The following is a 25,798-nucleotide window of genomic DNA, read 5'->3' as shown; positions in this document are numbered from 1 at the left end:
TTAAGTATTAAGAGGTGTAGTAATGAAAAAGAAGATGGCAGTGCTCGCGGCAGGTGTCTGCGCGTTAGCAGTTCTTGTTACGGGCTGTTCCAAAGAAATATCCAACGACTATGTGAAGGTGAAGCAGTATAAGGGTATAGAAGTAGAAAAAGCCGATACAGCAAAGGTAACGGACGAAGAAGTGGAAAGTTACATCCAAGCCCAGCTCGAGCAGAATGCGGATGTTGTGGAGGTTACAGACCGCCCGGTGGAAAGCGGGGACACGGTGAAAATTGATTATGAGGGCAAAGTCGACGGTGTGGCGTTCGACGGCGGAAGTGCAACGGATTCCGATTTAGAGATAGGAAGCGGTACTTTCATTCCCGGATTTGAAGACGGAATTATCGGACACAATGCAGGGGAGACCTTTGACATTGACGTAACATTCCCGGAAGATTACGGTAATGCGGAGATGGCTGGAAAAGCGGCAGTATTTACCATAACTGTGAAATCTATCTCCAAGAGTAATGTTCCTGAATTGAATGACGATTTTGTTGCCAAAGTGTCTAAAGAATCAAAGACAGTGGAAGATTACAAAAAAGAAGTGAAGAAACTCTTGGCGGATAATAACCAAGCAAGCGCAGAGGAGACATTGGTTTCCAATGCTTGGAGCGCATTGATGGAAAATGTTGAGGTGAAAAAGTATCCGACAGAAGAACTTCAGGAAATGATAGATATGATAGACTCACAGTATAAGCAGTACGCTGAGATGTATGGTGTTGAGTTCACGGATTTCTTGGAAACTTATCTGAACATGGATGAGGATACTTATAATACCCAGCTCTCCAAAGCCGCTAAATCCCAGATTCAGCAGGAGCAGGTGATTGAGCTTATTGCGAAGAAGGAGAAGCTTGCTTTGTCCGAGGATGAGCTTCAGAAGAAGTATGAAGAGTACGCAGAGACTTACGGCTATGAAAGTGTAGAGGCTATGCTGGAAGACGCATCCGAAGAAGAACTGATGAAGATGGCGAATAAAGAAGTCGTACAGAAGTGGGTGGCTGATAACTGCAAGCAGGTGGAGCCTAAGGAATCAGACGATTCCACCGGCAATGCGGGAAATAATAAAACAAATGAAACAAGTTCAACAAAATAACGCTTAATCATACCCCGCCAATCGCTGCGCATGCAGCTTGACGGGGTATATTTACATTGTGGATATGTTAGTCCGTAAGGCGCATATCGAGATGTCTGGGAATCCGGTCACTGCGGATTCCTTTTTTACGTGCATAGGCGAACCAGATATCGCTCATGCGGGTCTCGCCTTCCCTTATTAAAGCATAGTCTCTTGTGAAGGCGTCTTCCAGAAAGCCAAAGACAGTGGTCTCGTTGTGTGCGCCATCGTCAGCGGACAGCAATTGCTCTGCGGCTTCACAGGCCTCCAGCAATAGAACTTCGGTGTTCTGCAGGCTCTCAGGAAGATTCTGATATAGGGCGAATATTTTTTCTGCCTGACCGTCTATCAGAAGATAGCGGAAGTATTCGGCGTAGAAGGCACGGTCGATGTCGGGATAAGACTCCAGATGAGCTTGTTCCATATAGGCGACAGCCTGAGCATTGTTCCCCTCCTGAGCGGCGGCACAAGCGAGATTCCTCCAAAGAATCGGTAGATTCTGGTGCTGCAAGGCTTTTTTCCAACAGGCGGTTCCGTAGTCCCACGCTCCGTTCTCGTAGAGCAAGATTCCCATGAGCAAAAGAGCGGTCACATTGTCCGGTTCGGCATTCACCCGATGCTTTAGGTAAGGAAGCCATGCGGGATCGGTCTGGAAGGAGAGAGGGACTTGCGCGCTGGTTAGTTCCTCCATGGGGCCGTCCCATAAAAGCGCAAGCCAATTTTCCTGTGTGGTGGTAAGCGTCTCAGCCGGAAAGGTGAATTGGCGCGGGAAAAGGGGCTGCCCTTCTTTGAGGCGGCGGGCCTGCTCAAGAGCACCCCAGCCGTGGCCGCTGTGTATGAGTTTGGAGCAGGGCAAGGTGGCGTGGGCGGAGAAAAAGCCGTCCATCTCTTTTACCTTGTCAGCGGAGACGGCCGCGTTTACGGCAGTCTTCACCAACATGCGGGCAGACTCGTAGTCCGGCAGGTTGGCGTCTCCGGACTCTAAGGATAAGCTGCCGTAGCACTGGGTGAAGGAAATAACCTCGTGGGCATCCAGCTGTATGGTGTGAAGCTGCGTGGGCGCAAGGCCGGCCTGTATCTCCACATAATTACCCTTTCCCGGTACGGAAAGGTAATCACGCCAAGTCCGCCCTCCGTTGTGGCTGCCCCAGCAGAACATCTTGCGCACGTAGAGGGGCTGTGTGGAACGCTCAAAAAAGGCGGAGCCGTCCGTATAGGTGATGGCTTCCCAAGGCGAGTCCATCGTTTTTGGGTTCTGGAAAAAATACTCACTTGTGTAGTGGAAGTTTTCTGGATAGGAGGCATCCTTTTCAGGAAGGACGGGGAGTGACGGCAGCTCACCCCGCCCGAAGGAATGAGCATCTCCTTTGGAGAGTGACTGGGGTTCTATGTACAGCACCTCTCTGGTTCCTGAAAAAATCCGGCAGCCCTCCTCTTCTCTTGCGGCGATGTTGGTCCACCAGTACATGGGAACCGCTTTGTCCGTATCGTTGATAATTACTGTATGGGCATAGAGCTGGCGGCTGCCGTCGGGCAGATGGAAGTCAATCTGCCATAAAAGCCCCCGGGTCCGCTCGTAATCATACATTCTCAGAAATTCATAGCCATCCTCGCCTCGAACTTTTGCGAAAAAGACTTTATCACAGGTAGAGCAGGAGTGCCCGAGCTGAGCGATGTTCCACTCGATTCCTCCCGAGAACCAAGCATTGCGGATGGCAAGGTTGGCCGGCTGGAAGACCGGATTGCGGTATAGGAGTTCCTTCCCGCCTGTCTTTTCTTTCAAAGAATAGAGGCGTCCGCCATAGTCAGGGAGAAATTCTGCGCGGAGGAATTCATTTTCCATTACAACTCCGGTTATCTCCATGGTTCGTTTTTTGCGGCTGTAGCGGTCCTGCATACGGTAAGGAAGGACACGGAAGGCCGTCTCGGTTCCGAACCGCTCGTTGTCTTCCGGCCGCAGTGTTCCGTTGTCCACAGGATGTGTGTCATGGTTCCGCTCCCGGAAGTGGGGAAGTGGGTTGGCGCCCTCCAGAGGGGCCCCCTGTATAGTAATAAATTCTGTCTTGATATTCATGGTAAACCCTCTCCTTTTCGTTTCGTACTTTGGTATGGTAGCATGTTTTCGGTTGGTTTACAAGAGAGGTGGGACAGAGGACAAATTCTTTGCGGGGATTTGTTGATAAAGCCGGAGAAAATTGTTAGAATTGAACTACTAAATGTTTATGCATAGAAAGGAAGGGATGGATGTTTGGATATGTAACGGTTTGCGAGCCGGAATTAAAAATGAAGGATTTTCGAAAATATAAGTCCTACTACTGCGGGTTGTGCAGAAGTTTGAAAAAGCGGTACGGGACCATGGGGCAGATGACGCTCACATACGATATGACGTTTGCGGTCATTCTTCTTACATCACTGTATGAGAGTGAGACAAAGACAGAGCTTCACCGGTGTAAGGTGCATCCGGTAAAGAAGCAGAGGATGCTGGTCAATGAAATCACAGAATATGCGGCGGATATGAACTTGATTCTCGCCTATTACCATCTGAAAGACGATTGGGTGGATGAAAAGAAAGTGGGAGGATTTCTCGGTACCTGTGCCCTCAGGCGGAAGGTGAAGAAAGTCATTCACAAGTATCCCAGACAATGCCGTGCGATACAGAAGGAGCTGAAAGCGCTGGCGGAATATGAGAAGAGCCGGGAGGAGAACATCGACAAGCCCGCCGGGTGTTTTGGAAGGGTGATGGAAGAACTGTTTCTATATAAAAAGGACCACTGGGAGGGGCGCCTTCGAAGGCTTGGCTTCTTTTTGGGGAAATATATCTACATTATGGATGCCTACGAAGATTTGGAGAAGGATAGAAAAGAAGGAAATTATAATCCGATGCAGCGGCTGTCGGAGCGGGCGGACTATGAGGAGCGGGTAAAAGAAATGCTCTGCATGATGATGGGAGAGTGCAGCGCCGAATTTGAACGGCTTCCCTGCCTGTTGGATATAGACATTTTGCGCAACATATTATATGATGGAGTTTGGAATCGTTATAACAAACTGCAAGTACAAAGAAAAGTGAGGAACGGACACAATGGTGAAGAATCCATATGATGTACTGGGCGTATCGCCCAATGCGTCGGATGATGAGATAAAGAGAGTATATCGAGAACTGATACGCAAATATCATCCCGATGCCAATGTAAATAACCCGCTGGCGGATTTAGCGGAGGAGAAATTCGAGGAAGTGCAGGAAGCATATGATACAATCATGAAGGAGCGGGAGGGCAGAGGCAGCTATGGCTACGGCTACAGCGGCTATGGACAGAGTGGCTCTTACTCCGGACAGCAGAGCAGCTCCTACAGCAGCGGCCAGCAGGATGTAGAGCTGCAGGCGGCCTATAATTTTATTAATAACAGACGGTTTCAGGATGCACTGAACGTTCTGGGAAGAATGTCCAACAGAACAGCAGAGTGGCATTACCTGAGCGGCGTGGCTAACGCGGGGGTGGGCAATAATGTGCTGGCCCGCGACCATGCGGCGGCAGCGGTCAATATGGAGCCCAACAATCCCAGATACACCCAGTTTTTGAATCAACTGAGCTGGAACAGCCAGCGCTATCAAAATAACCCTTACGGGGGCGGATATGGCAACAACAACACAAGCTGCGGGACAGGAAATCTGTGCTGTGACCTGTGGTGTGCCGATACGCTCTGCGAATGTATGGGAGGGGATCTTTGTTCATGCATGTAAAAGCAAAGCGGATGGCCTTTGGAGGGCTGCTTCTGGCACTGACGGTTATCTGCATGGTGCTGGGCAGTGTGATAGAGACGAATACGTTGTTCCTATTGGCGGCAGCGTCCTATTTTGTAGGTATTGTCGTACGGGAGAATGGTCTGCCAGGCGGCGTGGCTTTTTACTTGGCAGGGATACTGCTCGGGCTGCTCGTGGCGCCCAATAAGCTGTATGTGGCTTCTTATGGGGCAATGGGACTTTACATTTTAGGTATCGAATGGTCGTGGAGACTGCTGGGAAGAACATCCGAAAAGACAAACAGAAGAGTTTGGTTCTGGGTGATAAAGTATGTGATATTTAACATTATGTTTATCCCTATGGTAATTTTCTTCCCAAAGCTGCTGATTGCAAGAACGCTGCCGGTACAAATGCTTTTCGGGATTATCGGGGCAGGGCAGATTGCCCTTATACTCTATGATAAGGCGTATGAATATGTACAGGGACATATATGGAGCAAGATGCGGGGAAGGTTTTTATAGGCCTTCCCTTTTTAAGAAGGGAGCGCAGGGATGGATTTTGAACAGGCAAAAAGAGCCTTTGAGAAATATCTGGATGAATATGACAGGGCGGACGACAAGATTAATCTGAAAATCGTGCACACCTATGGAGTTGTGTCCTGCTGTGAGGAGATCGCACGCAGGATGAAGCTTTCCGCGGAAGACACCATGCTTTGTAAATTGATTGGGCTGCTGCACGATATCGGGCGTTTCGAACAGCTGAAGAGGTTCGACAGCTTCGAGCCGGGAACAATGGATCACGCCAAGTACGGTGCGGAGCTTTTGTTTAAAGAAGGGATGATTCGAGAGTTCGTGGAAGTGGATACATGGGATGACATTATCTGCACGGCAATTGACAAACACAGCGATTTTGCAATAGAAGGCGTCACCGATTCCCGGAGTCTCCTCCACGCTCGGCTTATCCGTGACGCGGATAAGCTGGATAACTGCCGGGTAAAGCTGGAGGAGAATCTGGAGACCCTGCTGGGTATCTCCCCGGAGGTGGCCGGGGCTGAGTCTGTCAGCCCGGAAGTGTGGCAGTACTGTCTGGATAGAAAGTCTGTTCTTGCGTCCGCAAGAAGGACGCCTATGGACTACTGGATCTCTTACTTGGCGTATTTTTATGATATTTATTTTAAAGAAACGATGGAGATAATTCTGGAAAACGATTATATATCCAGAATTATACGGCGTGTACCATACTCGAATAAAGATACGGCTGAGAAGATGGAGATTCTGGAAGGGATGCTGCTCGATTATGGAAAAAATATGATAAAATGAGGAGTGCCGATATCCGGTTCCCCGAATATCGGCATTTATGAAAAAGAAAATTTATGTTAAAGGGTGTTTCCTTTGTACAATTATTAGTATAGAAAATAAATGTGAGAGAACTGTGATGATATTTTGAAAGAATTATGAATAAACGGTAAATATTTGTTCATAATTTTAACTGCAAAAGTCGCTGTGCCGGGACTGCGCTCCCGGTACAACGGCTTTTGTCTTGCCTTAACAGAACCTACTTCATTGCAGGCTGTGTCAAAATATTTTTGACATGATCCACTTCTTCTTGTGTCGCTTTGGCGGCAGGCACATAGTAGCTTTTTTCTCTTGCAAGCTCATAGAGTTTTTCCTGTGACATCTCGCACTGATTACGCATCTGCTTTAAACATTGCTTAAGCTCTTTGTTTTCTGACTGGGTAATATATTCCGCGAACATCTTTAATTCCCCGTTTACACCGACTAAAGTGTCGGCTACCATTGTCTTTTCATTCATGTGTATACGCCTCCTATAAGAATTTCATCAGTTCCTGTTTGTTTTTCATTGCAGAATCTGCAGCATCCTGAAACAATTTTTTTACCTCAGGGTCCTGAGCCTGAGAGGCATAATCTGTCATTTTACAATGGCTGTTTTCGTAACCGCCGATTAAGTGACGAAGATTTTGCAAATCCAGAATAGAAATATCTGACATATCAATTTCCTCCTTTTTGGTTCCTTTTAAGGTTCTGGATTAGTATGTCACGAGGGAAAGAAGTTATACGTTGCTTTTATTTTTTTCACATGTTTTTATAAAAAATGAAAATAAATTACGCATGCGCAAAGAGGAGAAGAACATGGCTTCGGGGTGCCACTGGACGCCAACGGCGAAAGGATGCCCTTCCATCTCTATGGCTTCAATCGTATCATCCAGCGCGTGGGCGGTGGGAATCATGCGCTTTCCCGGCTGCCGGATAGTCTGGTGGTGAAAACTGTTTGTGTAGAGTGAGCTGCCGGTTACTGAGTGGAGGAGGCTGCCTTCGTCCACGATGACTTTATGGCTCGCATCGCTCCGGGACTCGGAGGTCTGCATGTGCAGAAGGGGGGAGCCGGGCTGGAGTGAGATGTCTTGAAAGAGGGTTCCGCCGCATGCGGCATTCATCACCTGCATTCCACGGCAGATTCCCAGCACAGGTTTCCCGGTAGCCAGCGCCTCCTCGGCGAATCGTATCTGGTAGACATCCAGCATAAGATTCGTAACACCAATACCGTTTACCGGGTCTTCGTCCTGTAAAAGAGGGGTGATATCTCCCCCGCCCGGGAGCAGAAAACCATCGCACAAGAAAAGATAAGGAGTCACATCGGTTTCCGGAGGCTGGGCGGGAATCAGCAGGGGGAGGCCGCCCGATATCCGGATCGAGCGCACATAGGCGTCTGTGACAAACTGCCGCTTTTCCATGTAGCCGCAGGTTAAAATTCCAATGACAGGTCTCATAATTATACCTCGTTTCCTTAAGATGCCCGGAACTTGTCCGGGGATTGCTACAGCTTATGATAGGAAACGGGAAAATATGCTACGTGCTGCGGTTTGTGCGGAACTGTCTCGGAGTCATATTGTATTCTTTTTTGAACAGCTTATGAAAATAGCTGGAATTTTCATAGCCGATCTGCTGGCTGATTTCTTCTATCGGAAGTGTAGTGGCGGTAAGCAGGTAACAGGCTTGAACGAGGCGTTTGCGTTGAAGATAGGTGGTAAACGTGTAAGGGGAATATTTTTTCATAAGCCGGCTGACAAAATAGGGCGGCTGCTTGATAGAGGAGGCATATTCTTCCAGAGAGGCGGACTGGTAGTTATCCTCTATATAAGACAACGCGTTCAGCACGATTTCCTGTTCATAGGAGGACGGGGAGCCTACGGTAATCCGGTAAGTGCGGTTCAGAAGCTCCATTAAAAGGACACCGAGGGTGGCCTGCACGATAGTATCCGAGTTATTGAGATTCCTGAGAGCGGTCAGCATGATATTTTCCACAAGATTTTTTGCCTCTAAAATATCCTTCAAGTGAAAATGAAGATATTTAGGACCGGTGAGGCTGCCCATCATGCAGTCACGCAGGAAACGGCGCAGATAGGTATCGTCTTTCAACATCTGCAGAGGGTAGGATAAATATTCCGGATTAATCTGAATATGGATGGCGATATCGTCATATCCTGCCGCCGCGGCGGCATGTGAAGTGCCGGGGCTTAAAAACAGAAGGTCGTCTGTTTCCAGATGAATATGGGTCGTTTGGTTGATGACTTGTTCTATGGAACCACTGTATATATATATCATTTCCATAAACTCATGTGTGTGATTGGGGAATTCTACAAATCGGGGATGCTTGTATACGGTGATTGGTTTTGCGTTCGTAAGTGGTGAATCTAAGTTCTTGCGGGACGCTTTTTTATTGGTGTAATGGGGTTTTCCTGCATAAAAAGACAGTACATTTTCGGGATACTCAAGAAGCTTCTGCTCCTCTGGGTTAATATTTTTAAAATATGACAATAATATCTCGTTCATAACAATCTCCTTAATTGCCGTGAAAAATGTATAGAGTGCCATGATTCTGTCAACAATCCAGTTATGTCCCTAGGCAATTTTTTCTGTTGGACGGAGAACGGGAATTGTGCGAAATAAGTTTGGGCTATTATAACATAAACATTATAGTAGTGCAAGAAAAGACAGTTTTTTTGCAAGAGCCGATGTTTTCAACGACGAAAAATGACGTTATACTATGAAAATATGAGGGATTTGGAAAATTATGGAACTCATTCCGTAAAGAATGACGATAAGTTAGGAGGTAAGAGGATGCTTAAATATTCAGTATGCTTTCGCCGGCCGGAAGATATCACTTCATTTGTAAACGCTGCGAACCAGTTTGAAGGAGATGTGGATCTGGTCAGCGGCAGAATTATTGTTGACGCAAAGTCTGTGATGGGAGTTATGGCTCTCAGCGAATCCGATAAGCTGGAGATGGTTGTACATTCAGACGAAAGCCCGGATTTCTTAAATCGCGTATCCGGCCTGATTGACGCAGTTGTGTAGTGAATAAATTTACTATAATGTAGGGGGCGTTGCAAAAAGATGAGTAATCATCTATGATTTTGCGCCCCCTCTTTGCATATCCTTACACTAGAAATGTTAAATTCAGCCTGGACGGGGAAATAAATCTCTGTTATAATGAATACATTCGGTATTGGGGAGGTACGACATGCCATATGCAATAGATTTGTTTTGCGGAGCGGGTGGATTCAGTGAGGGAATATTACAGGCAGGATTTGATATCATTTTTTCCAGCGACCGCAGCCCGATGGTGCAGGAGACTTATATGAACAGGCATGAGCAGCTTGGTCTGGTGCAGGGTGTGGATACGTGGTTCGAGCTGGCAGACATCAAGGAGCTGACGGCGGAGTATATTTTCGAAAAAATTAATTCATTGAAATATGGGGCGGTATTTGAACCAGAGAAGGTGGACGTTATGTTCGGGGGGCCGCCCTGTCAGGGCTTCAGCCGGTTGGGGAAACGAAACGCAAGCGACCCCCGGAATATGCTTTTTCATGAATACTTAAGGCTCATCAAGGATATCAAGCCCAAGTATGTGGTGATGGAAAATGTGACGGGAATCATGGACATGCAGATGCTGGACTTTCCCAGCGTACTGGAGGACGGGAAAGTATACCGCGGCCAGATTCTGACTCCCGAGATATTAAAATGCGAGCTGGAAGGTCTGGGGTATATCGTGCTCGACTTCAAGCGTCTGAACGCCGCTGATTTTGGAGTGCCCCAGCAGAGAAACCGGGCCATATTTTTAGCTTACAGAAGAGACGTACATCCTATCAGTTATCCGAAGGAGGAAAAGAGCACGGTCAATGTGCGGGATGCCTTCGGCGACTTGTATGACGAACTAAAGTATTCCACAACGTTTTCGAAGGAGGCTGTGGAAGGAAGGACGCCAAGCCGGTTAACAGGAAAGCCAATAGCAAGGACGGTGACTACGAACAGCGAGCAATCGAAGCACAATGCGCCCGTCGTACAGAGGTTCCAATTGTACCATGAAGGCGAGAATACGAGAAATGTGCTGGCCAGACTGCGGGAGGAGGGAATCGACCTTCGAGGCCTGTACCCGGAACTGTTTTATGAATGCCTGTTTCAAATGAATGTGAAGGAGAATGTGAGGCTGATAAAACAATTTCTTGAGCGGTTCCAGTTTTGTAAAGACAAGAAGTTGAATGATAAATGGTACAGTTATACGAACAAGCAGCTTGCGGTAATCTATACACTGGAGGCCGAAGGCGGAGGTGTCCGAGAACGGGAAAGAGCGGTAGGGGCGCTGAGAAAAAGGCTGGGAGTTAAAAAGGAAGAGGCAGAGGAATTCTGGAACGGCATAAAGACAAGGCTAAATTCTTCGATTGACAGCAACAGGCTTAACAATATGCTGATACAAGGGGACATTACCCCTGATTTGGCGGAAGCACTCTTTACGAAAAAAGATATTCGGGCAAGATTGAATTCTCAGGGCGTTTCGCCAACGATGGTAACATTACCGGACGATTTTATCCACCCATACTTTGACCGCATTCTGACGGTCAGGGAGATGGCGCGGCTGCAGTCCTTCGATGATAGTTTTACCTTTTTGGGAAAAAGAACTACCGGCGGGGACAAGAGGGCAAGTGAAACGCCTCAATTTACTCAGGTTGGGAATGCAGTGCCGCCGCTTCTGGCAAGAGCGATTGCAAAAGCGGCTTACGAAGCTTGCCAGAAGGATAAAGACAGGACGGACTAAATGGAAGACGGCTGCATGGGCAGCCGTCTTATCTTATAGAGGGATAGAGATGATTTCACCAAACAATTGGGAACGCAGCTGGGGGCGTATCCGCCAAGCGTTTCCGTGGTTTTTTCCCTTGTAGGGCCCGGATATAGATGTGTAGCCGCGCCAGTCGTAAGTGATGCCTCCTGACTTGATCAGGGAAAGAAAGGTGGAGAATTGAGGAGATCTGGACAGCTCCACTTCAACGTATCTGAATAAGGCCAAATCCTCCTCCATTTTTATTTCCGCTTTTATCCACAATGTGGCGGGATGCTTCTGATAAAGTTCATTTTTCAGTTCATCAAAATGCCAAAAGGCTACGATTTCATTTTTCTTAGTGTGTGGGTCAATTCCGTACAAGTTTACTCGTTTTTGTTCTTCATTCACATCAAGATAGAAGCCGTGCTTATTTTGAGGGGCTTCTTTAGAGCCGATGGTAATGTAAAGACTTTGAGAGTCAGCGTGCCGTTCCGAATGATAGCCATAATATCTGGTAAATGCAGAGACACGCTGCCTATCCTTGGGTTCCAGACGTTCAATCGCAGTTTCCTCAAAATGGGGGCGAAGTGTAAAGAGGGTATCCAGTGTGTGGATATCTTTGAATTTTGTCTTAAGCTCTATTTGCTTCTGATAGTCTGCGCACTGGCTGTTGTTGGCAGAGATGCCCAGCAGATATTCCAGCGTGTCGCCGATATCCTTAGGACATACCTTCCCCGGTCCTTTGGAGTTGGGGTGATATCCGGCGTGGGCTATGGCCTTAATCTTGGGAAGGAGTTCTGACAGGATTAAGGAGATTTGGTCGGCGCCGAACACTTTTGTAAGAACATCTTCCGAGGGAGCATGGGAGGTCAGGTTAATGAAGATGACCTCCGGCTGCCCCGCCGCGTTTTTCTGTACTACAGTGAAATAGAGCAGGTCGGCTGTGTTCAGCTTTCGTTCCCGGACAAGAGATTTAATTCCTGCAATAGAGAACCTCGGATCCCCTCGTTTGCCGGTGACCCGGTAGAGATTCAGGATGACGGAATCCACTTCATTTCCATGGATAAATTTTGCTTTAGTCTTTACACCATTTTTGCCGCCGTTGGGCAAAAAGTCGTAATCTACGATTCCCGCGCTGCGTAGCTGTTCCCGGAACAGCATATTGGCGTCGATATTGTTTTTGTCTATCATGGTATCCGTCAGCCTGAGCAGAGAATACTCATAGGTGTTGTACTTATGTATTGAATTTATTGTAGTTTGTTCATCTTCGTATGGGGTAAAAATCATGGCGCACCTCCTATGTCCTTTTTAACAATTCCGGTAGTTCCTTTCCAAACACTGCGGCTATCCTTGTCAGTGTGCTTAACTTAGGGTTCACTTTTTGATTGAGTATTTTATTTACGGCAGTCGTGTCAAGCTCGGCTTTGACAGCGATGCTGTACTGGTGCCATCCTCTTTTTACCAAGAGCCTTTGGACATTTTGAGAAAAAAGTGCAAGATAATCCTGCTCTTGATAAGCTTCTGTTTTGTCTAATCTAAAACTGCGGCTGAATAAAGAAGGAAAATCATAATTCAAAGCCTTGGCCAATTTGACGGCATTTCCCAGACTGATATCATGTGTGGCGTGTTCCAGCGTGGAAATGGCCTGTCGGTTGTAGCCGGTAAGCTCCTGCAGCCTCACGAGGGAAAGGCCACGAAATTCTCTTGCCGCTTTCAGATTTTGTTGGAAGATTGTATTAGTGTCCATATCCACCTCCTGTAATTAGAATAACATATAATGCCGTTTTAAAATAGGTTTAAAAATATCAAAGTTAAGGGCGAATATTAAGGAGCAGATTTGACTGCATAATGTCATACTCTATAATTGCGCTGCATAGATTGTAAAAACAAGTTATGCAGGGGTTTTTTATGAAAGATTACATTGAGGAGCGGGCAGTAGAAATCGCATATTATATTATTGAACATAAAGCGACGGTAAGACAGACGGCGAAGGCGTTCGGTGTTAGTAAGAGCACGATACATAAAGACGTAACGGAACGTCTCCTGCAGATTAATCCCGCTCTGGCGACGGAGGCCCGCAGGGTGCTGGACGTGAACAAGTCTGAGCGCCATATCAGGGGAGGGCTTGCCACGAGAGAGAAGTATTTGCACCACCAGTAACAAAAAAGGTAAATAATAGGCAAGAAAAGTAAGTTTCTTGTAAGTGAAAAGTGTGCGTGCTAATGTACTGTTAGTGATAAATTTCACAAATTCATAGAGGAATACAGAGGAGGAATTACGATGAAAAAATACATCGCAGAGTTTATCGGAACGGCAGTACTCGTCGTGTTTGGCTGTGGAAGCGCGGTCGCGGCCAATACGTTAGTGGCTAATAACGGGGCAGAGATTCCGCTTGCATTGTCTACGCTTTTGATAGCATTTGCATTTGGCCTGTCCATCGTGGCTATGGCCTATTCTATCGGAAATGTGTCTGGTTGTCATATCAATCCGGCCGTGTCTTTCGGTATGCTTGTGGCTGGGAAAATGACAGTAAAGGATTTCGCAGGATATGTCGCTGCACAGTTTTTAGGAGGCATTGCAGGAGCAGGCCTTCTTGTGGCGTTTTTTGGAAGCAATGAATCACTGGGACAGAACGGATATGCAGAGGCAAGTGCGCTGGGAACTTCCATGCCAGTCGCTTTTCTGATAGAGGTAGTACTTACATTTGTATTCGTGCTGCTGATTCTTGGCGTGACATCCAAGACAGAGAACGCAAGTGTGGCAGGGCTGGTCATTGGCCTTACTCTGACATTGATTCATATCCTTGGAATTCCATTCACCGGAACAAGTGTCAACCCGGCGAGAAGTTTTGGCCCGGCTCTTCTTGTGGGGGGAACAGCCCTCGCACAGGTATGGCTCTTTATCGTGGCTCCGCTTGTGGGTGGAGGAATCGCCGCACTGGTGCACCGCTATGTATTGACAACAGAGGAGTAGACAAACGCGGAAAAAAGGAGTACAATTTAATCGTATCATAGAAAAAAGGGATTTTGGCAGTGTGTCAAAGTCCTTTTTTATAACGTGTTTGTATGGGAGTTGAGTGGATTATGAAACAAAAGAATGACAGGAGCCATTACCTTTTTGACAACAAAGCTCTGGCGGCATTGATTGGGCCGTTGATCGTGGAGCAGCTGCTTGCGGTGCTTGTGGGAATGGCAGATTCAATTATGATTGCAAGTGTTGGAGAAGCAGCCGTGTCCGGTGTATCGCTGGTAGATAATATTATGATTCTTATTATCAATATATTCGCGGCTTTAGCCACCGGAGGCGCGGTAGTCGCCGGCCAGTATCTCGGTCAGGACAAGCGCAAGGAGGGGTGTCATGCCTCTACACAGCTCATCTGGTTTGTCACCCTGTGCGCAGTTGTAATAACAGTGGTCGTGTATCTAGGCAAGGGCTTTATTTTACATAATGTGTTCGGGCATATCACCTCGGAGGTGCGGGGGCATGCCAATACTTATCTGCTGATTGTATCAGCATCTATTCCATTCATTGCACTCTATAACGGCGGGGCGGCCATATTCCGGGCAATGGGCAACTCGCGGATATCCATGCAGGTTTCCATTATTATGAATGTCATTAATGTAAGCGGCAACGCAATACTTATATATGGACTTCACCGGGGCACTGAGGGCGTTGCGATTCCCACGTTAGTGTCACGTATGGCGGCAGCCATAATTATCACTGTACTTTTGTGCAGCGAAAAGAGAGTTCTTCATATAGAGAGAAGCTGGCGGTTTAAGCCTAATAAAAAGATGATTAAGGCAATCCTGCTTGTAGGCGTTCCTAACGGGCTGGAAAACAGTATGTTCCAGCTCGGAAAAATCCTTGTTCTGAGTCTTGTGTCTACCTTCGGCACATACGCCATTGCGGCAAACGCAGTCTCCAACGCAGTAGCACAGTTCCAGATTCTTCCCGGCATGGCTATCTCCCTTGCGATTACTACGGTCATTTCTAGATGTGTGGGCGCCGGAGATTATGAGCAGGTGCATTATTATTTGAAGAAACTGATGGTGATAGCCTATGTTGCCATGGCGGTCACTGTGGCCATTATCTTTGCCGTACTGCCTTTTGTGCTGAAAGCTTATCATCTGTCAGATGTCACGGCCAAGGCTACAGAACAGATATTGATGTTCCACGGTATCAGCGCAGTACTGATTTGGGTGGCGGCATTTTGCCTGCCTTCTGCGTTTAGGGCGGCAGGGGACGCAAAGATGTGTATGTACATCTCTATCGCATCGATGTGGATTTTCCGTATTGGTTTCAGTTATCTGCTGGGACAGCACTTTGGTCTGGGCGTATTTGGCGTCTGGGTGGCCATGGTCATCGACTGGTGCTTCCGTGTCGTCTGCTTTTTGCTCCGGTATTTCAGTGGAAAATGGAAACGGGGAGCCCTTGTATAGTCCGTATTTGCGGAAAATAGCGGGAAAGTTTACAATGAGGTTGCTAAATGAGACAACCTCATTTATAATAAAAACGTAACTGCTCAGACGACGGAATAGTTACACCGCAGACCCATGGAAACCAACGTTGGCGCTGGGCTTGCGTTACAATGATTTACACTTTAACACAAACGGTGCAGTACACAGAAAATCCTGCGCCGAATAGTTACATGAAATTACTATAAAAAATAGGAGGAACTCTTGTGAAGAACGAATTAGTCATTGTCCTCGATTTCGGCGGACAGTATAACCAGTTGATTGCAAGACGTGTCAGGGAATGCAATGTTTATTGTGAGGTACATCCCTACACGATTAGTTTAGATAAGATCAGAGAGCTGAACCCGAAGGGAATTATTTTCACGGGCGGTCCTAACAGCGTGTACGGTGAGGAATCTCCACGGTATGAGAAGGCGGTTCTGGAACTTGGAATACCGGTGCTCGGAATCTGCTATGGCTCCCAGCTGATGGCCTATCTGCTGGAAGGAAAGGTGGAGACTGCGCCGGTCAGCGAATACGGTAAGACTGAGGTGAAGGTGGACAGTAGTTCTGTCTTGTTTGACGGAGTATCCGAGTCTACAATCTGCTGGATGAGTCATACTGATTATATCGCAGAAGCTCCAGAGGGGTTCAAGGTATCTGCAACCACTCCAGTGTGCCCTGTTGCGGCTATGGAGTGCCCGGATAGAAAGTTATATGCGACACAGTTCCACCCGGAGGTTATGCACACACAGGAAGGGACGAAGATGCTTTCTAATTTCGTATACAATGTGTGTGGCTGTAAGGGTGATTGGAAAATGGATTCTTTCGTGGAGAAGACTGTCAGTGAAATCCGCGAGAAGGTGGGAGACGGAAAAGTGCTCTGCGCTCTGTCCGGCGGTGTGGATTCTTCCGTGGCAGCAGTTCTCTTGTCTAAAGCTGTGGGCAAGCAGCTGACCTGTGTTTTTGTGGATCATGGCCTTCTTCGTAAAGACGAGGGGGATGAGGTTGAGTCTGTGTTTGGGCCGGAGGGACCTTATGACCTTAACTTTATCCGTGTGAACGCACAGGAGCGCTTCTATGAAAAGCTTGCGGGGGTGACGGAGCCGGAGGCAAAGCGTAAGATTATCGGTGAGGAATTTATCCGTGTGTTCGAGGAAGAGGCTAAGAAAATCGGTGCTGTAGATTTCCTTGTGCAGGGGACGATTTATCCGGATGTGATTGAGTCCGGACTTGGAAAATCTGCTGTGATTAAGAGCCACCATAATGTGGGCGGCCTGCCGGAGCATGTTGAGTTTAAGGAGATTGTGGAGCCGCTTAGGCTGTTGTTTAAGGATGAGGTCCGCAGGGCCGGAAGAGAACTTGGCATTCCGGAGTATCTTGTGAGCCGCCAGCCATTCCCGGGGCCGGGACTTGGTATTCGTATTATCGGGGAAGTGACCGCGGATAAAGTGAAGATTGTGCAGGACGCGGACGCGATTTACCGGGAAGAGATTGCGAAGGCCGGTGTGGATAAAGGACTGGGACAGTATTTTGCGGCACTTACGAATATGCGGTCTGTTGGGGTCATGGGTGACTTCAGGACTTATGACTATGCCGTGGCGCTCAGGGCGGTCACGACAAGTGACTTTATGACTGCTGAGGCGGCGGAGATTCCGTGGGAAGTGCTGAATCGGTGTATGAACCGGATAATTAATGAGGTGAAAGGGGTTAATAGAGTAGTGTATGATTTGACCTCTAAACCACCGGGGACGATAGAGTTTGAATAAACAAAAATGCTTAGTAAACCCAGTGTTTATGCGGGTTTGCGGCGTTTCAATAGGTCTTTTGATAACAATTTGATAACGGTTGTATAAGAGCCATTATTCTTGTAATCCAGTGGTTTTAGGGTTAGAGAATGAAAGAAAATGGTTTTCTGATATAACAATCCATATTAAAACGCCCTTAGCTGTGGGTAGTAACTCATAGCTAAGGGCGTTTTGTCGTTTGCCTATTTATTTCCTTCCTAAATATCTGTTTACCTTTTTCTTGTAATTCAGATATTCATCACCGAACGCCAATAACATTGCGTCCTCTTCGTTGTTTACAATCTGCAAATGGAGCGTGAGAATTGCAAAGGCTGAAAATATGAGAAGCACCCAATTTAAAAATACCATTAAAACACCTAAATACATAAGATCAAAGCCGAGAAAGGCTGGGTTACGGCTTATCTTGAATACTCCTGATGTGACAAGCTCTGTTTTATCTTTCGATACGCCTGCACGCCAACTATCACGCATTGTAAGCATAGCTGTTATAAAAAGTGCGACTCCAAACGCAGATATAATTAGTCCTGCAATTCTAACCCATACAGGAGAAATAGACCAGTCTAACACAATGCTTATGACCTCTACGACCACAACGCAGAATGTTGCAACACCCATGGTAATTTCAATATATAGAGGAACACCTTGCTTTCCCTTTCCGATTTGCGTGGTACGGATTCCTTTTTTCTTTTGCTCTATTTTCTTTGCATAGTAGCAAGCATAGAAAACAAGCAAAATGATAGCAGTCAATATTTGAAAAATAGTCATAGTATTTGTTCCTCGCTGTTTTTACATATCTTTTGGCTTGTCCTTGAATTGCTCGGTTAATGCGTCGCTTAATTCCTGTGAGGGCACTTTCGCCCAGATTTGTGTAGTATCGAACTTCGGATAGTAATAACGCCACTTGTCGTATTCTTCCCTGCTGATTTCCTCGGAAGATAGCTTGTCCGCCTGTTCTTTCCAAGCATAGAGCATTTTTGAAAGCTCGGCAGCGTCTTTACCTTTGTCCTTGCTGACTTTCAGACAGACTTCCCCGTCTGCTTCACTGACGATAAGACCGTAAATATCTTCAAGGGTAAATAGGGTGTGCATAAGACCGATATAGCTGTCAATGTCGGGAACATCGAGAGCCTGCGGGGAAACCTCAAGCACCTGTGCCAATGCAGCTGTTAAGTCTGCTTTTGGTTTACGAGAGCCAGTTTCGTACTGTGCCAGACGCACATCTGCGCTCCGTTCGGGAAAACCGACAGCCGTACCAAGATATTTTTGCGTCATACCACGCAAAAGCCTGAAAAAATGTATTCTTTCGCCAATAGCCATAGTGTTTACACTCCTTGCTTATGTACTGCAATCAGTATAGCAGATATGTTTAGGAATTGTCAAGAGGAAACGAAACAAAAAAGTTTAATATTTTCTCTAAAACCTCTTGACACAAGCGTATTTGCTTAGCATAATAGAAAACACTAAGCGTATATGCTTAATGAAAACTAAATGACCGTCCGAGTAGGATACTTCGCCAAGACCTTTTGATTTATTCAAGAGTGAGCGAGATAACGCTGCTGAAATGGGGGCAGGAACAATATTCGGGGAGAACGGCAGCTTAAAAATCTTATGAAAGGACTGACAATATGGAAAACAGATTTATTCGTGCCGATGATGTGGCACAGGAACTAAGCGTATCAAAGCCCTATGCCTATAAACTCATCAGAAAACTGAACGAGGAACTGAAAGCACAGGGATTTATTACGATTGCGGGGCGTGTAAACCGCCAGTATTTTTATGAAAGACTCTACGGAGCAGGAAAGGAGAGAAAATAATGCCAGTATTCAAAAATGAGGACAACGGCACTTGGTATGTAATGGCGAGGTATGTGAATTGGAAAGGTGAACGCAAGCAGAAATGCAAGCGTGGCTTTGCAACCAAGAAAGAAGCACAGGAATGGGAGCGAATGTTTCAGTTGCAAAACTCGTCTGACCTTGATATGAGTTTTGAAGCCTTTACGGAACTGTATATCAACGATGTGAAAAACCGTCTGAAAGAAAACACTTGGCTGACAAAGGAGCATATTATTCGCACGAAGATACTTCCTTATTTTGGCAAGCTGAAAATCAGCGAGATTTCTACAAAGGAGATTATCACTTGGCAGAATGAAATGCTTGCCTACCGTGATGAAAAGAAAAAGCCGTACTCACAGACCTATCTGAAAACGCTGCACAATCAGTTGTCGGCTATCTTTAATCACGCTGTACGCTATTATGAACTGCGTTCCAATCCTGCCGCAAAGGTGGGAAATATGGGAAGTGAGGAACACAAGGAAATGCTGTTTTGGACAAAGGAAGAATACAAGAAATTTTCCTATGAAATGATGGACAAACCTGTTTCCTTTTATGCCTTTGAAATGCTCTATTGGTGCGGTATCCGTGAGGGCGAATTATTAGCCTTAACCGCCGCTGATTTCAACTTTGATAAGGAAACGGTAACGATTAACAAATCCTATCAGCGTTTACACGGCGAAGATGTGATTACCACACCGAAAACAAAGAAAAGCAACCGCACGATTAAAATGCCGCATTTTCTTTGTGAAGAAATGAAAGAGTATATCGGTATGCTCTACGGCTTGAAAAAGAAAGACCGTATTTTTACGGTAACGAAAAGCTATCTTCATCACGAGATGGACAGAGGGGCGGAAGCCGCAGGCGTGAAGCGCATACGGATTCACGATTTGCGTCACAGCCATATAAGTTTGCTGATTGATATGGGATTTTCAGCGGTAGCGATTGCAGACCGTGTAGGACACGAAAGCATTGACATCACTTATCAATACGCACACCTGTTTCCGTCCAAGCAGACGGAAATGGCAGATAGATTAGATGATTTAGGGAAAGGAGATTTTGAAAATGTCGGCTAAGAACAGAGATAACAAAAACCGGTGGAGGAATATCACAGTAGGTTTTCGGGTATCGCCCGAAGAAAATGAACTCATTAACAAGGCGGTTGCTTTATCGGGATTGCCAAAACAGGAATACTGTTACCGCCGCTGTCTGAATCAGGATGTGGTGGTGCAGGGCAATCCGAGAGTATTTAAGGCACTTCACAAGGAACTTGCCGCCGTTCTTACAGAATTGCAAAGGATTGAAGCGGGAAACGGTGTAAACGATGAACTTCTGAATGTGATTGAACTGATTACCGTTATCCTTGGCGGTCTGAAAGGAGAAGATGGGAATGGAGAATAAAAAAGAAATGACTGCTCCCAATATATCTGCGGCAACAGATACGGAACAGCCAATTCAAAAATGTACTGACCATAGTATATCCGACTATGACGAAAATATCAAGAGCTTTGAAGAAATGCAGAGGGAAATGCTGCGGCAGTTATCCCCCTCGTATCTCAAAACGGTATCAATGGCGGTTTTGTATGACACCGTATTTGATATACAGACACCGTTGATTGACGGTCTGCTCCAAAGGGGAACTTACCTTTTTGTAGGCTCCCCGAAGGTGGGGAAAAGTTTTATGATGGCACAGCTTGCTTACCATATCAGCACAGGAATACCATTGTGGGATTATAAAGTGCGAAAAGCAACGGTGCTTTACTTTGCTCTTGAAGATGATTATCCACGCTTGCAGAAACGATTATTTCAGATGTTTGGTGCAGAAGAAACAAGTAATCTATATTTTGCAACGGAGTGTAAAACGGTCAATGGCGGTTTGGAAGAACAAATCAGAGGATTTATGCAGGAACACCCCGACACGGGTTTGATAATCATAGACACCTTAAAGCGTGTCCGTGAAGCTGGCGGAGCAGATTACAGCTACGCAAGCGACTATGACATTGTAGCAAGGCTCAAAGCGTTGGCAGACAGTTATAAAGTTACAATGCTCATCGTTCATCACACCCGAAAGCAGAAAGCGGAAGATATTTTCGACATGATTTCGGGAACAAACGGATTGATGGGTGCGGCAGATGGAGCATTTGTTCTCAGCAAGGAAAAGAGAACTTCCAATAACGCCACGCTTGATGTGGCGGGCAGGGATCAGCAGGATATGAAAATTCATCTTGTGAGGGATGCCGAGCGTTTGGTATGGAACTTTGAAAAATCAGAAACGGAGCTGTGGAAAGAGCCGCCTGAGCCTTTGCTTGAAAAAATTGCAGCTACTCTTTTTTCGGAAAGTAACAGATGGGAGGGAACAGCTTCAGAACTTTGCGAAAGGCTCGGCGTGGATATAAAACCGAATGTGCTTTCACTTAGGCTTAGTATCAACGCAAACAGGCTATTCCGTGATTACGGTATCCGCTATCAGAACAGCCGTACGCACGATGGCAGAAAGGTTTCACTTTGGAAAGAAACCAATGGGGCGGCGTGACAAACGGTGTCAAAGGTGACAATGTTTTGGGAGTGGTACTGGTATCTCAAACATTGTCACTATCGTCACACATTGACACCGATTAAAGTTTGGCGGAGAGTGCAGAGAGTGCCTTTTCAAAGGCGGCTCTTTGCCCCTCGGAGAGCGCAAAACCTGCTTGCAGGTTGCATTTTTGTTGGCGGAGCTGACAAAAGTGCTTTTGCGTTACTTTCGCAGAAAGTAACAAAGGCTTGCGCCTGACGGCGCAGAAAGGAGAGGAAACGATTTATGCAAAGAACGATAAGCGCAATGGTCGGGAAAGGCTCGGTCAATCACAACAGCCGTAAATTCAAAGCGGAGAATGTTGACGCTGACCGTTCCTACCTCAATATAGATTACTGCAATGAGAGCATTAAAAAAGTTTATCACGAATTGTTTGATGAAGCACTCGAAAGATACAACGCTAAACAGACAAGAGCAGACCGAAAGATAGCAAACTATTATGAAAAAATCCGCAGTTCCAAGCAGGAAAAGCCGTTCCACGAATTGATTTTGCAGATTGGCGATAAGGAAAATATGAGTGCGGAAAGTGAGAACGGACAGCTTGCAAGGCAGGTCTTAGATGAGTATTATCGTAGCTTTCAAGAGAGAAATCCACAGCTTAGAGTGTTCTCGGCTCATCTGCATTTAGACGAAGCAACGCCGCATTTGCACATTGATTTTGTACCGTTTACCACAGGCAGCAAGCGTGGACTGGACACCCGTGTATCACTCAAACAGGCTCTTGCCGCACAGGGATTTAAGGGTGGTTCTCGTGGCGATACGGAATGGTCACAATGGGTACTTTCCGAAAAAGAACAGCTTGCCGCCGTTATGGAACGGTACGGAATTGAGTGGGAGAAGAAAGGCACACACGAAAAACATCTCTCTGTTTTGGATTATAAAAAGCAGGAGCGGGCAGAAGAAATTGAACAACTGGAAAGCAAAATCATAGACAAGCAGACAGAGTTTGAAACGCTTTCCAAGCGTATTCAAAATTTTGATAAGGGTACAGATTCACTTTCGCAAATGCAGAGCGCACTGGAGAACGCTCCCGAATATCAGTTGCCCGAACCACAAGGCTTTATGACCGCAAAAAGTTATAAGAGCAAAGTGGTCGAGCCGTTAATTAAGCGACTGAAATCTCTCATTAAAACGCTTATGGTGCGGTGCTTTCAAGTAATTGATGATTACCAAAGGCTCAATCAGACAAACGCCAGTCTGTACCGTAGCAATGAACGGCTTAAAAGTCAAAACAGGCAGTTGACTTCCGACAACAACAGATTGAGGGAAGAAATAAAGGATTACAAGCTGCTGCGAAAGGTGTTCGGCAGCAAGCAGATTAACAGTCTGTTGGAGCAGGCAAGGCAGTCTAAACAGCGTGGTACACGCTTTAGAAATAAAGAAAACGAAAGGTAGGAACAGACAATGGCAAAGACAATTTTTGTAGAAATGGGCGGCACTTATGTACGGCAAGGGGATTATTTTATTCCCTGCCTTATTCTGCCAGCCGAAAAAGAAAACAAGCCTATCGGCGTATGGGGACAGCGACACAAACGCTATCTGCGAGAGCATAAAAGAGCAACCTATACTACCCTGTTCACAAGCGGCAAGCTGAACAGCTATCTTGCCGATATTAACGAGCAGGCAGAGGAAATGTTTTTTCGGTTGGTAGAACAGATGGCAGAGTGTGAGGGTGTGACGGAACAGTTAAAAGCGGGAAATGGCTTAGAGTGGACGAGGCGAATGAATAACATTCGAGCGTGTGCTATGGAGCTTGTCAATGAGGAAATCATCTACAATTAAAGAATTGTAACGCATATAACCGTAAAATTGTGGTGGGTAGGGATAAACTCCTTACCCGATATTTTTTGCTCTCTTATCTGCTTAAACAAGGCGTTTTGACACCAAAAAGCGTTACATACTCCACTTGTTAGTCGCAATCTCTTGACTTTTTGAACATCGTTCAGTATAATGCAACTGAACGATGTTCAATGGGAGGTATAGTGTGGATAATAAAGAAGCAATCATACAGGCAACGATTAAACTCATTGAGGAAAAAGGGGAACATTTAGAAGAAGTAACAGTCCGTGAGATATGCAAAAGAGCAGGTGTTGGATTAGGACTTGTAAATTATCATTTTGGAAATAAGGATAAACTCATCGAGCAATGTATTGAGCGTATGATAAACGGAACAGTCGAGCATTTTCAGAATATACGAGAGAAAACAGATGGTTTTACTCCTTTTGAGAAGCTCACGTATCTCGGTAATATGACGCTTGATTTTCTGTTTGAACATTATGCCATTTCCAAAATTTCTGTTCTTACCGATATGCGGTCACCGAAAGAAAATGACAACACTTACAGAACTTATGCGGCATATCTTCCGCTTGTTGCAGCCTGCCGTCCTGACCTTGATGAAGCGGCGATAAAGCGAAAGACGCTGTATTTGATTACTGTTATGCAGCAAATGTTCCTGCGATACGAAATTATATCGCAAACATTGGGGATTGACCTTAGACATAAAGAAAACCGCAGGAATTTTCATACACAAGTTTTGCACGACATTTTGGAGGTATAAAGAGTGAATATTACAGTGATAAATGGAACAGAAAAACACGGTGTTACCTACCGCTTGAAAGAAATGTTTTTAGCAGAGTTTCAGGATAAAGCAAATATTACAGAATATTATCTTCCAAAGGATTGTCCGAACTTCTGCGTTGGTTGCTTAAACTGCACATTAAAGGGTGAAAAGACTTGCAAGGACGCTGAATATATCGAGAGAATTGATAAATCTCTTTTAGAAGCAGACTTGATTGTAATGACCTCTCCTGCCTATGTGTTTCACGCTACGGGAGCAATGAAAGCATTACTTGACCATTTTGCTTATCGTTGGATACCGCACCGCCCTGCTCCTGAGATGTTTGGAAAGCGTGCAGTCATCATAACACAATGTTTAGGCAGCGGAGCAAAATCTGCGGCGAAAGATATGAAGCACAGTTTATCTTGGTGGGGAATTTCAAAAATCGAGATGTTTACTGGTGCTTTGATGAGCACTATCTTTTGGGAGGAACTCCCTCAAAAGAAACAAGACGAGCTTATGGGAAAAATCCAAAAGCTATCTAAAAAGCTTGCCCATATAGATTATACAAAACCTGCACACACAAATCTGATTACGAAATTCAAGGTTTTCTTCTGCCGTATGATGCAGAAATCCATACATAAATCAGACCCCGAATACCTTGACGGGAAGTATTGGGCGGAACAGGGGTGGCTCGACAGCGGCAGACCGTGGAAATAATGGGAGAGTAAAATGGAAAAATTATATTCTGAATGGGTACGCTGCCCTATTTGCGGTAACAAGACTCGGACAATGATACGAAAAGATACCGAATTGATAAATTTTCCTCTTTACTGTCCGAAATGCAAGCAGGAAAGTTTGATTAGCGTAAAGAATTTACAGGTAACAGTTATTAAAAATTTGAACCTAAAACGTCGAGTTGATGAACAGAGCGACAGATTTGGAGTTAAAGAAAGGAAAATGGATGATTAAAAATATAATTAAGGTTGTGGCAGGATTACTGATGATTGTGTCTGTTTTAATCGGCTATATGCCTCAGCCGGAGTATTTAATTGAGCTGACTTGTATATCAAATACGCTTGGCGGATTGCTTTTGTTTGCAGATGGAATACTTAGCATGACAAAAGAGAAGATTTGTCCTAACTCTCTTTATTTGAATGTCACAGTAAGCATATTTATAGTATTTCTTATTTGTGCAGGAAGTCTTTTTGGCTCATATAATTTTAATTTTAGCGGTGCGTTTTTCTTTTTACATATTATCAATCCAATAATTTTTGTGTGTTTCTATATGATTTTTGTCAATGAGCAAGGTCGTAAAATGCGCTGTGTTTTGATAGCACCGACAATGACGATGGTGTACTTACTATTTGATTATGTGCGCTATCGGCTTACGGGCGAATTTGTCTATGGATTTATTGAAAATGAAGAATTTACACTTGCTTGGGTAATCGTAGCAGCTATTGTCACTTACGCTTTTGTGTATCTGTTGAGTATGAGCCTTTTTGCTCTGAATAGATTTGTGCATAAAAGGAGAAATAATCGGGCTTTGAGATAGCAAATCATAAAGTT

Annotated in this window: 30 protein-coding genes; 21 read left to right on the top strand and 9 right to left on the bottom strand. The window is 45.6% G+C overall.

Features of this window, described 5'->3' with window-relative positions:
- Positions 1-22 precede the first annotated feature (22 nt).
- Entirely contained in the window at positions 23-1,132 is a 1,110-nt protein-coding gene (gene tig / locus BN6465_RS18920; RefSeq protein ID WP_066738123.1) for a trigger factor, read from the top strand.
- A 67-nt stretch (positions 1,133-1,199) separates the two neighbouring features.
- On the opposite strand, the gene BN6465_RS18915 is transcribed toward tig, so the two are convergent.
- Positions 1,200-3,224, bottom strand: coding sequence for a DUF5107 domain-containing protein (locus BN6465_RS18915; RefSeq protein ID WP_066738121.1), 2,025 nt, complete (start codon positions 3,222-3,224; stop codon positions 1,200-1,202).
- 170 nt (positions 3,225-3,394) lie between these two features.
- On the opposite strand from BN6465_RS18915, the gene BN6465_RS18910 reads away from it, so the two are divergent.
- The 4 genes from BN6465_RS18910 to BN6465_RS18895 are packed head-to-tail and all read left to right on the top strand — an operon-like array spanning position 3,395 to position 6,208.
- The gene (locus BN6465_RS18910) at positions 3,395-4,249 is read left to right on the top strand and encodes a DUF5685 family protein (RefSeq protein WP_066738119.1); all 855 of its coding nucleotides are present in this window, start codon (positions 3,395-3,397) and stop codon (positions 4,247-4,249) included.
- Positions 4,230-4,889, top strand: coding sequence for a J domain-containing protein (locus BN6465_RS18905; RefSeq protein ID WP_066738117.1), 660 nt, complete (start codon positions 4,230-4,232; stop codon positions 4,887-4,889). The genes BN6465_RS18910 and BN6465_RS18905 overlap by 20 nt, the downstream gene beginning before the upstream one ends.
- Entirely contained in the window at positions 4,880-5,410 is a 531-nt protein-coding gene (locus tag BN6465_RS18900; protein ID WP_066738115.1) for a hypothetical protein, read from the top strand. The genes BN6465_RS18905 and BN6465_RS18900 overlap by 10 nt, the downstream gene beginning before the upstream one ends.
- Before the next feature lie 30 nt (positions 5,411-5,440).
- Entirely contained in the window at positions 5,441-6,208 is a 768-nt protein-coding gene (locus tag BN6465_RS18895; protein WP_066738112.1) for an HD domain-containing protein, read from the top strand.
- Positions 6,209-6,443: 235 nt separating this feature from the next.
- On the opposite strand, the gene BN6465_RS18890 is transcribed toward BN6465_RS18895, so the two are convergent.
- The 4 genes from BN6465_RS18890 to BN6465_RS18875 all read right to left on the bottom strand — a co-directional run bounded on the left by BN6465_RS18890 (position 6,444) and on the right by BN6465_RS18875 (position 8,740).
- The gene (locus BN6465_RS18890; RefSeq protein ID WP_066738110.1) at positions 6,444-6,701 is read right to left on the bottom strand and encodes a spore coat protein; all 258 of its coding nucleotides are present in this window, start codon (positions 6,699-6,701) and stop codon (positions 6,444-6,446) included.
- A gap of 13 nt (positions 6,702-6,714) precedes the next feature.
- Positions 6,715-6,897 carry a hypothetical protein gene (locus tag BN6465_RS18885; protein WP_066738108.1) on the bottom strand — a complete coding sequence of 61 codons (183 nt, stop codon included), beginning with the start codon at positions 6,895-6,897 and terminating at the stop codon, positions 6,715-6,717.
- Positions 6,898-6,960: 63 nt separating this feature from the next.
- Positions 6,961-7,677, bottom strand: a complete 717-nt coding sequence (locus BN6465_RS18880) for a gamma-glutamyl-gamma-aminobutyrate hydrolase family protein (RefSeq protein ID WP_066738106.1) — start codon at positions 7,675-7,677, stop codon at positions 6,961-6,963.
- Positions 7,678-7,756: 79 nt separating this feature from the next.
- Positions 7,757-8,740, bottom strand: a complete 984-nt coding sequence (locus BN6465_RS18875; protein ID WP_066738103.1) for an AraC family transcriptional regulator — start codon at positions 8,738-8,740, stop codon at positions 7,757-7,759.
- A gap of 288 nt (positions 8,741-9,028) precedes the next feature.
- Here BN6465_RS18875 and BN6465_RS18870 point away from each other — a divergent pair, with 288 nt between their 5' ends.
- On the top strand, positions 9,029-9,265 hold the full coding sequence (locus BN6465_RS18870; RefSeq protein ID WP_066738101.1) for an HPr family phosphocarrier protein: 237 nt from the start codon (positions 9,029-9,031) through the stop codon (positions 9,263-9,265).
- A gap of 166 nt (positions 9,266-9,431) precedes the next feature.
- Complete coding sequence (locus tag BN6465_RS18865) at positions 9,432-11,003, top strand: DNA cytosine methyltransferase (RefSeq protein ID WP_066738099.1); 1,572 nt, start codon at positions 9,432-9,434, stop codon at positions 11,001-11,003.
- A 33-nt stretch (positions 11,004-11,036) separates the two neighbouring features.
- On the opposite strand, the gene BN6465_RS18860 is transcribed toward BN6465_RS18865, so the two are convergent.
- Together BN6465_RS18860 and BN6465_RS18855 are read right to left on the bottom strand one after the other, a co-directional pair.
- Positions 11,037-12,293: an MvaI/BcnI family restriction endonuclease gene (locus BN6465_RS18860; protein ID WP_066738097.1), complete on the bottom strand. Its 1,257-nt coding sequence runs from the start codon at positions 12,291-12,293 to the stop codon at positions 11,037-11,039.
- A 10-nt stretch (positions 12,294-12,303) separates the two neighbouring features.
- Positions 12,304-12,753, bottom strand: coding sequence for a helix-turn-helix transcriptional regulator (locus BN6465_RS18855; protein WP_066738095.1), 450 nt, complete (start codon positions 12,751-12,753; stop codon positions 12,304-12,306).
- 161 nt (positions 12,754-12,914) lie between these two features.
- Here BN6465_RS18855 and spoIIID point away from each other — a divergent pair, with 161 nt between their 5' ends.
- From spoIIID to guaA, 4 genes are all read left to right on the top strand, one after another.
- A complete protein-coding gene (gene spoIIID, locus BN6465_RS18850; protein ID WP_066738093.1) occupies positions 12,915-13,166 on the top strand; it encodes a sporulation transcriptional regulator SpoIIID in 252 nt (83 codons plus the stop codon).
- Between the two features lie 120 nt (positions 13,167-13,286).
- Positions 13,287-13,979 (top strand): MIP family channel protein, encoded by a 693-nt coding sequence (locus tag BN6465_RS18845; protein WP_066738091.1) that lies wholly within the window; start codon positions 13,287-13,289, stop codon positions 13,977-13,979.
- Positions 13,980-14,089: 110 nt separating this feature from the next.
- Positions 14,090-15,445 carry an MATE family efflux transporter gene (locus tag BN6465_RS18840; RefSeq protein WP_066738089.1) on the top strand — a complete coding sequence of 452 codons (1,356 nt, stop codon included), beginning with the start codon at positions 14,090-14,092 and terminating at the stop codon, positions 15,443-15,445.
- A gap of 242 nt (positions 15,446-15,687) precedes the next feature.
- On the top strand, positions 15,688-17,229 hold the full coding sequence (gene guaA / locus BN6465_RS18835) for a glutamine-hydrolyzing GMP synthase (protein WP_066738088.1): 1,542 nt from the start codon (positions 15,688-15,690) through the stop codon (positions 17,227-17,229).
- A gap of 225 nt (positions 17,230-17,454) precedes the next feature.
- Here the strand turns inward: guaA and BN6465_RS18830 are convergent, their stop codons facing one another.
- Both BN6465_RS18830 and BN6465_RS18825 read right to left on the bottom strand, forming a co-directional pair.
- Positions 17,455-18,033: a methyltransferase family protein gene (locus tag BN6465_RS18830; protein WP_066738086.1), complete on the bottom strand. Its 579-nt coding sequence runs from the start codon at positions 18,031-18,033 to the stop codon at positions 17,455-17,457.
- A 21-nt stretch (positions 18,034-18,054) separates the two neighbouring features.
- Positions 18,055-18,585 carry a helix-turn-helix domain-containing protein gene (locus tag BN6465_RS18825; RefSeq protein ID WP_066738084.1) on the bottom strand — a complete coding sequence of 177 codons (531 nt, stop codon included), beginning with the start codon at positions 18,583-18,585 and terminating at the stop codon, positions 18,055-18,057.
- A 308-nt stretch (positions 18,586-18,893) separates the two neighbouring features.
- Between BN6465_RS18825 and BN6465_RS18820 the strand changes: the two genes are divergently transcribed.
- The 10 genes from BN6465_RS18820 (at position 18,894) to BN6465_RS18775 (ending at position 25,784) form a co-directional block, all read left to right on the top strand.
- On the top strand, positions 18,894-19,082 hold the full coding sequence (locus BN6465_RS18820) for a transcriptional regulator (RefSeq protein ID WP_066738082.1): 189 nt from the start codon (positions 18,894-18,896) through the stop codon (positions 19,080-19,082).
- Positions 19,082-20,173, top strand: coding sequence for a site-specific integrase (locus tag BN6465_RS18815; protein WP_066738081.1), 1,092 nt, complete (start codon positions 19,082-19,084; stop codon positions 20,171-20,173). The genes BN6465_RS18820 and BN6465_RS18815 overlap by 1 nt, the downstream gene beginning before the upstream one ends.
- Complete coding sequence (locus BN6465_RS18810; protein ID WP_066738079.1) at positions 20,163-20,498, top strand: plasmid mobilization protein; 336 nt, start codon at positions 20,163-20,165, stop codon at positions 20,496-20,498. Before BN6465_RS18815 ends, BN6465_RS18810 begins: the two co-directional genes overlap by 11 nt.
- On the top strand, positions 20,488-21,630 hold the full coding sequence (locus BN6465_RS18805; protein ID WP_066738077.1) for an AAA family ATPase: 1,143 nt from the start codon (positions 20,488-20,490) through the stop codon (positions 21,628-21,630). Before BN6465_RS18810 ends, BN6465_RS18805 begins: the two co-directional genes overlap by 11 nt.
- A gap of 267 nt (positions 21,631-21,897) precedes the next feature.
- On the top strand, positions 21,898-23,067 hold the full coding sequence (locus BN6465_RS18800) for a plasmid recombination protein (RefSeq protein WP_242868073.1): 1,170 nt from the start codon (positions 21,898-21,900) through the stop codon (positions 23,065-23,067).
- 9 nt (positions 23,068-23,076) lie between these two features.
- Complete coding sequence (locus tag BN6465_RS18795) at positions 23,077-23,454, top strand: TnpV protein (protein ID WP_066738075.1); 378 nt, start codon at positions 23,077-23,079, stop codon at positions 23,452-23,454.
- A gap of 202 nt (positions 23,455-23,656) precedes the next feature.
- On the top strand, positions 23,657-24,229 hold the full coding sequence (locus BN6465_RS18790; RefSeq protein WP_066738072.1) for a TetR/AcrR family transcriptional regulator: 573 nt from the start codon (positions 23,657-23,659) through the stop codon (positions 24,227-24,229).
- A gap of 3 nt (positions 24,230-24,232) precedes the next feature.
- A complete protein-coding gene (locus tag BN6465_RS18785) occupies positions 24,233-24,949 on the top strand; it encodes a flavodoxin family protein (RefSeq protein ID WP_066738070.1) in 717 nt (238 codons plus the stop codon).
- 12 nt (positions 24,950-24,961) lie between these two features.
- Entirely contained in the window at positions 24,962-25,201 is a 240-nt protein-coding gene (locus tag BN6465_RS18780; protein ID WP_066738069.1) for a cysteine-rich KTR domain-containing protein, read from the top strand.
- The gene (locus tag BN6465_RS18775) at positions 25,194-25,784 is read left to right on the top strand and encodes a hypothetical protein (RefSeq protein WP_066738068.1); all 591 of its coding nucleotides are present in this window, start codon (positions 25,194-25,196) and stop codon (positions 25,782-25,784) included. Before BN6465_RS18780 ends, BN6465_RS18775 begins: the two co-directional genes overlap by 8 nt.
- The last annotated feature ends 14 nt before the right edge of the window (positions 25,785-25,798 follow it).

Source organism: Bariatricus massiliensis, assembly GCF_900086725.1.
Taxonomy (GTDB): Bacteria; Bacillota; Clostridia; order Lachnospirales; family Lachnospiraceae; genus Allocoprococcus; species Allocoprococcus massiliensis.
This window is presented reverse-complemented; position numbering and strand designations above follow the sequence as displayed.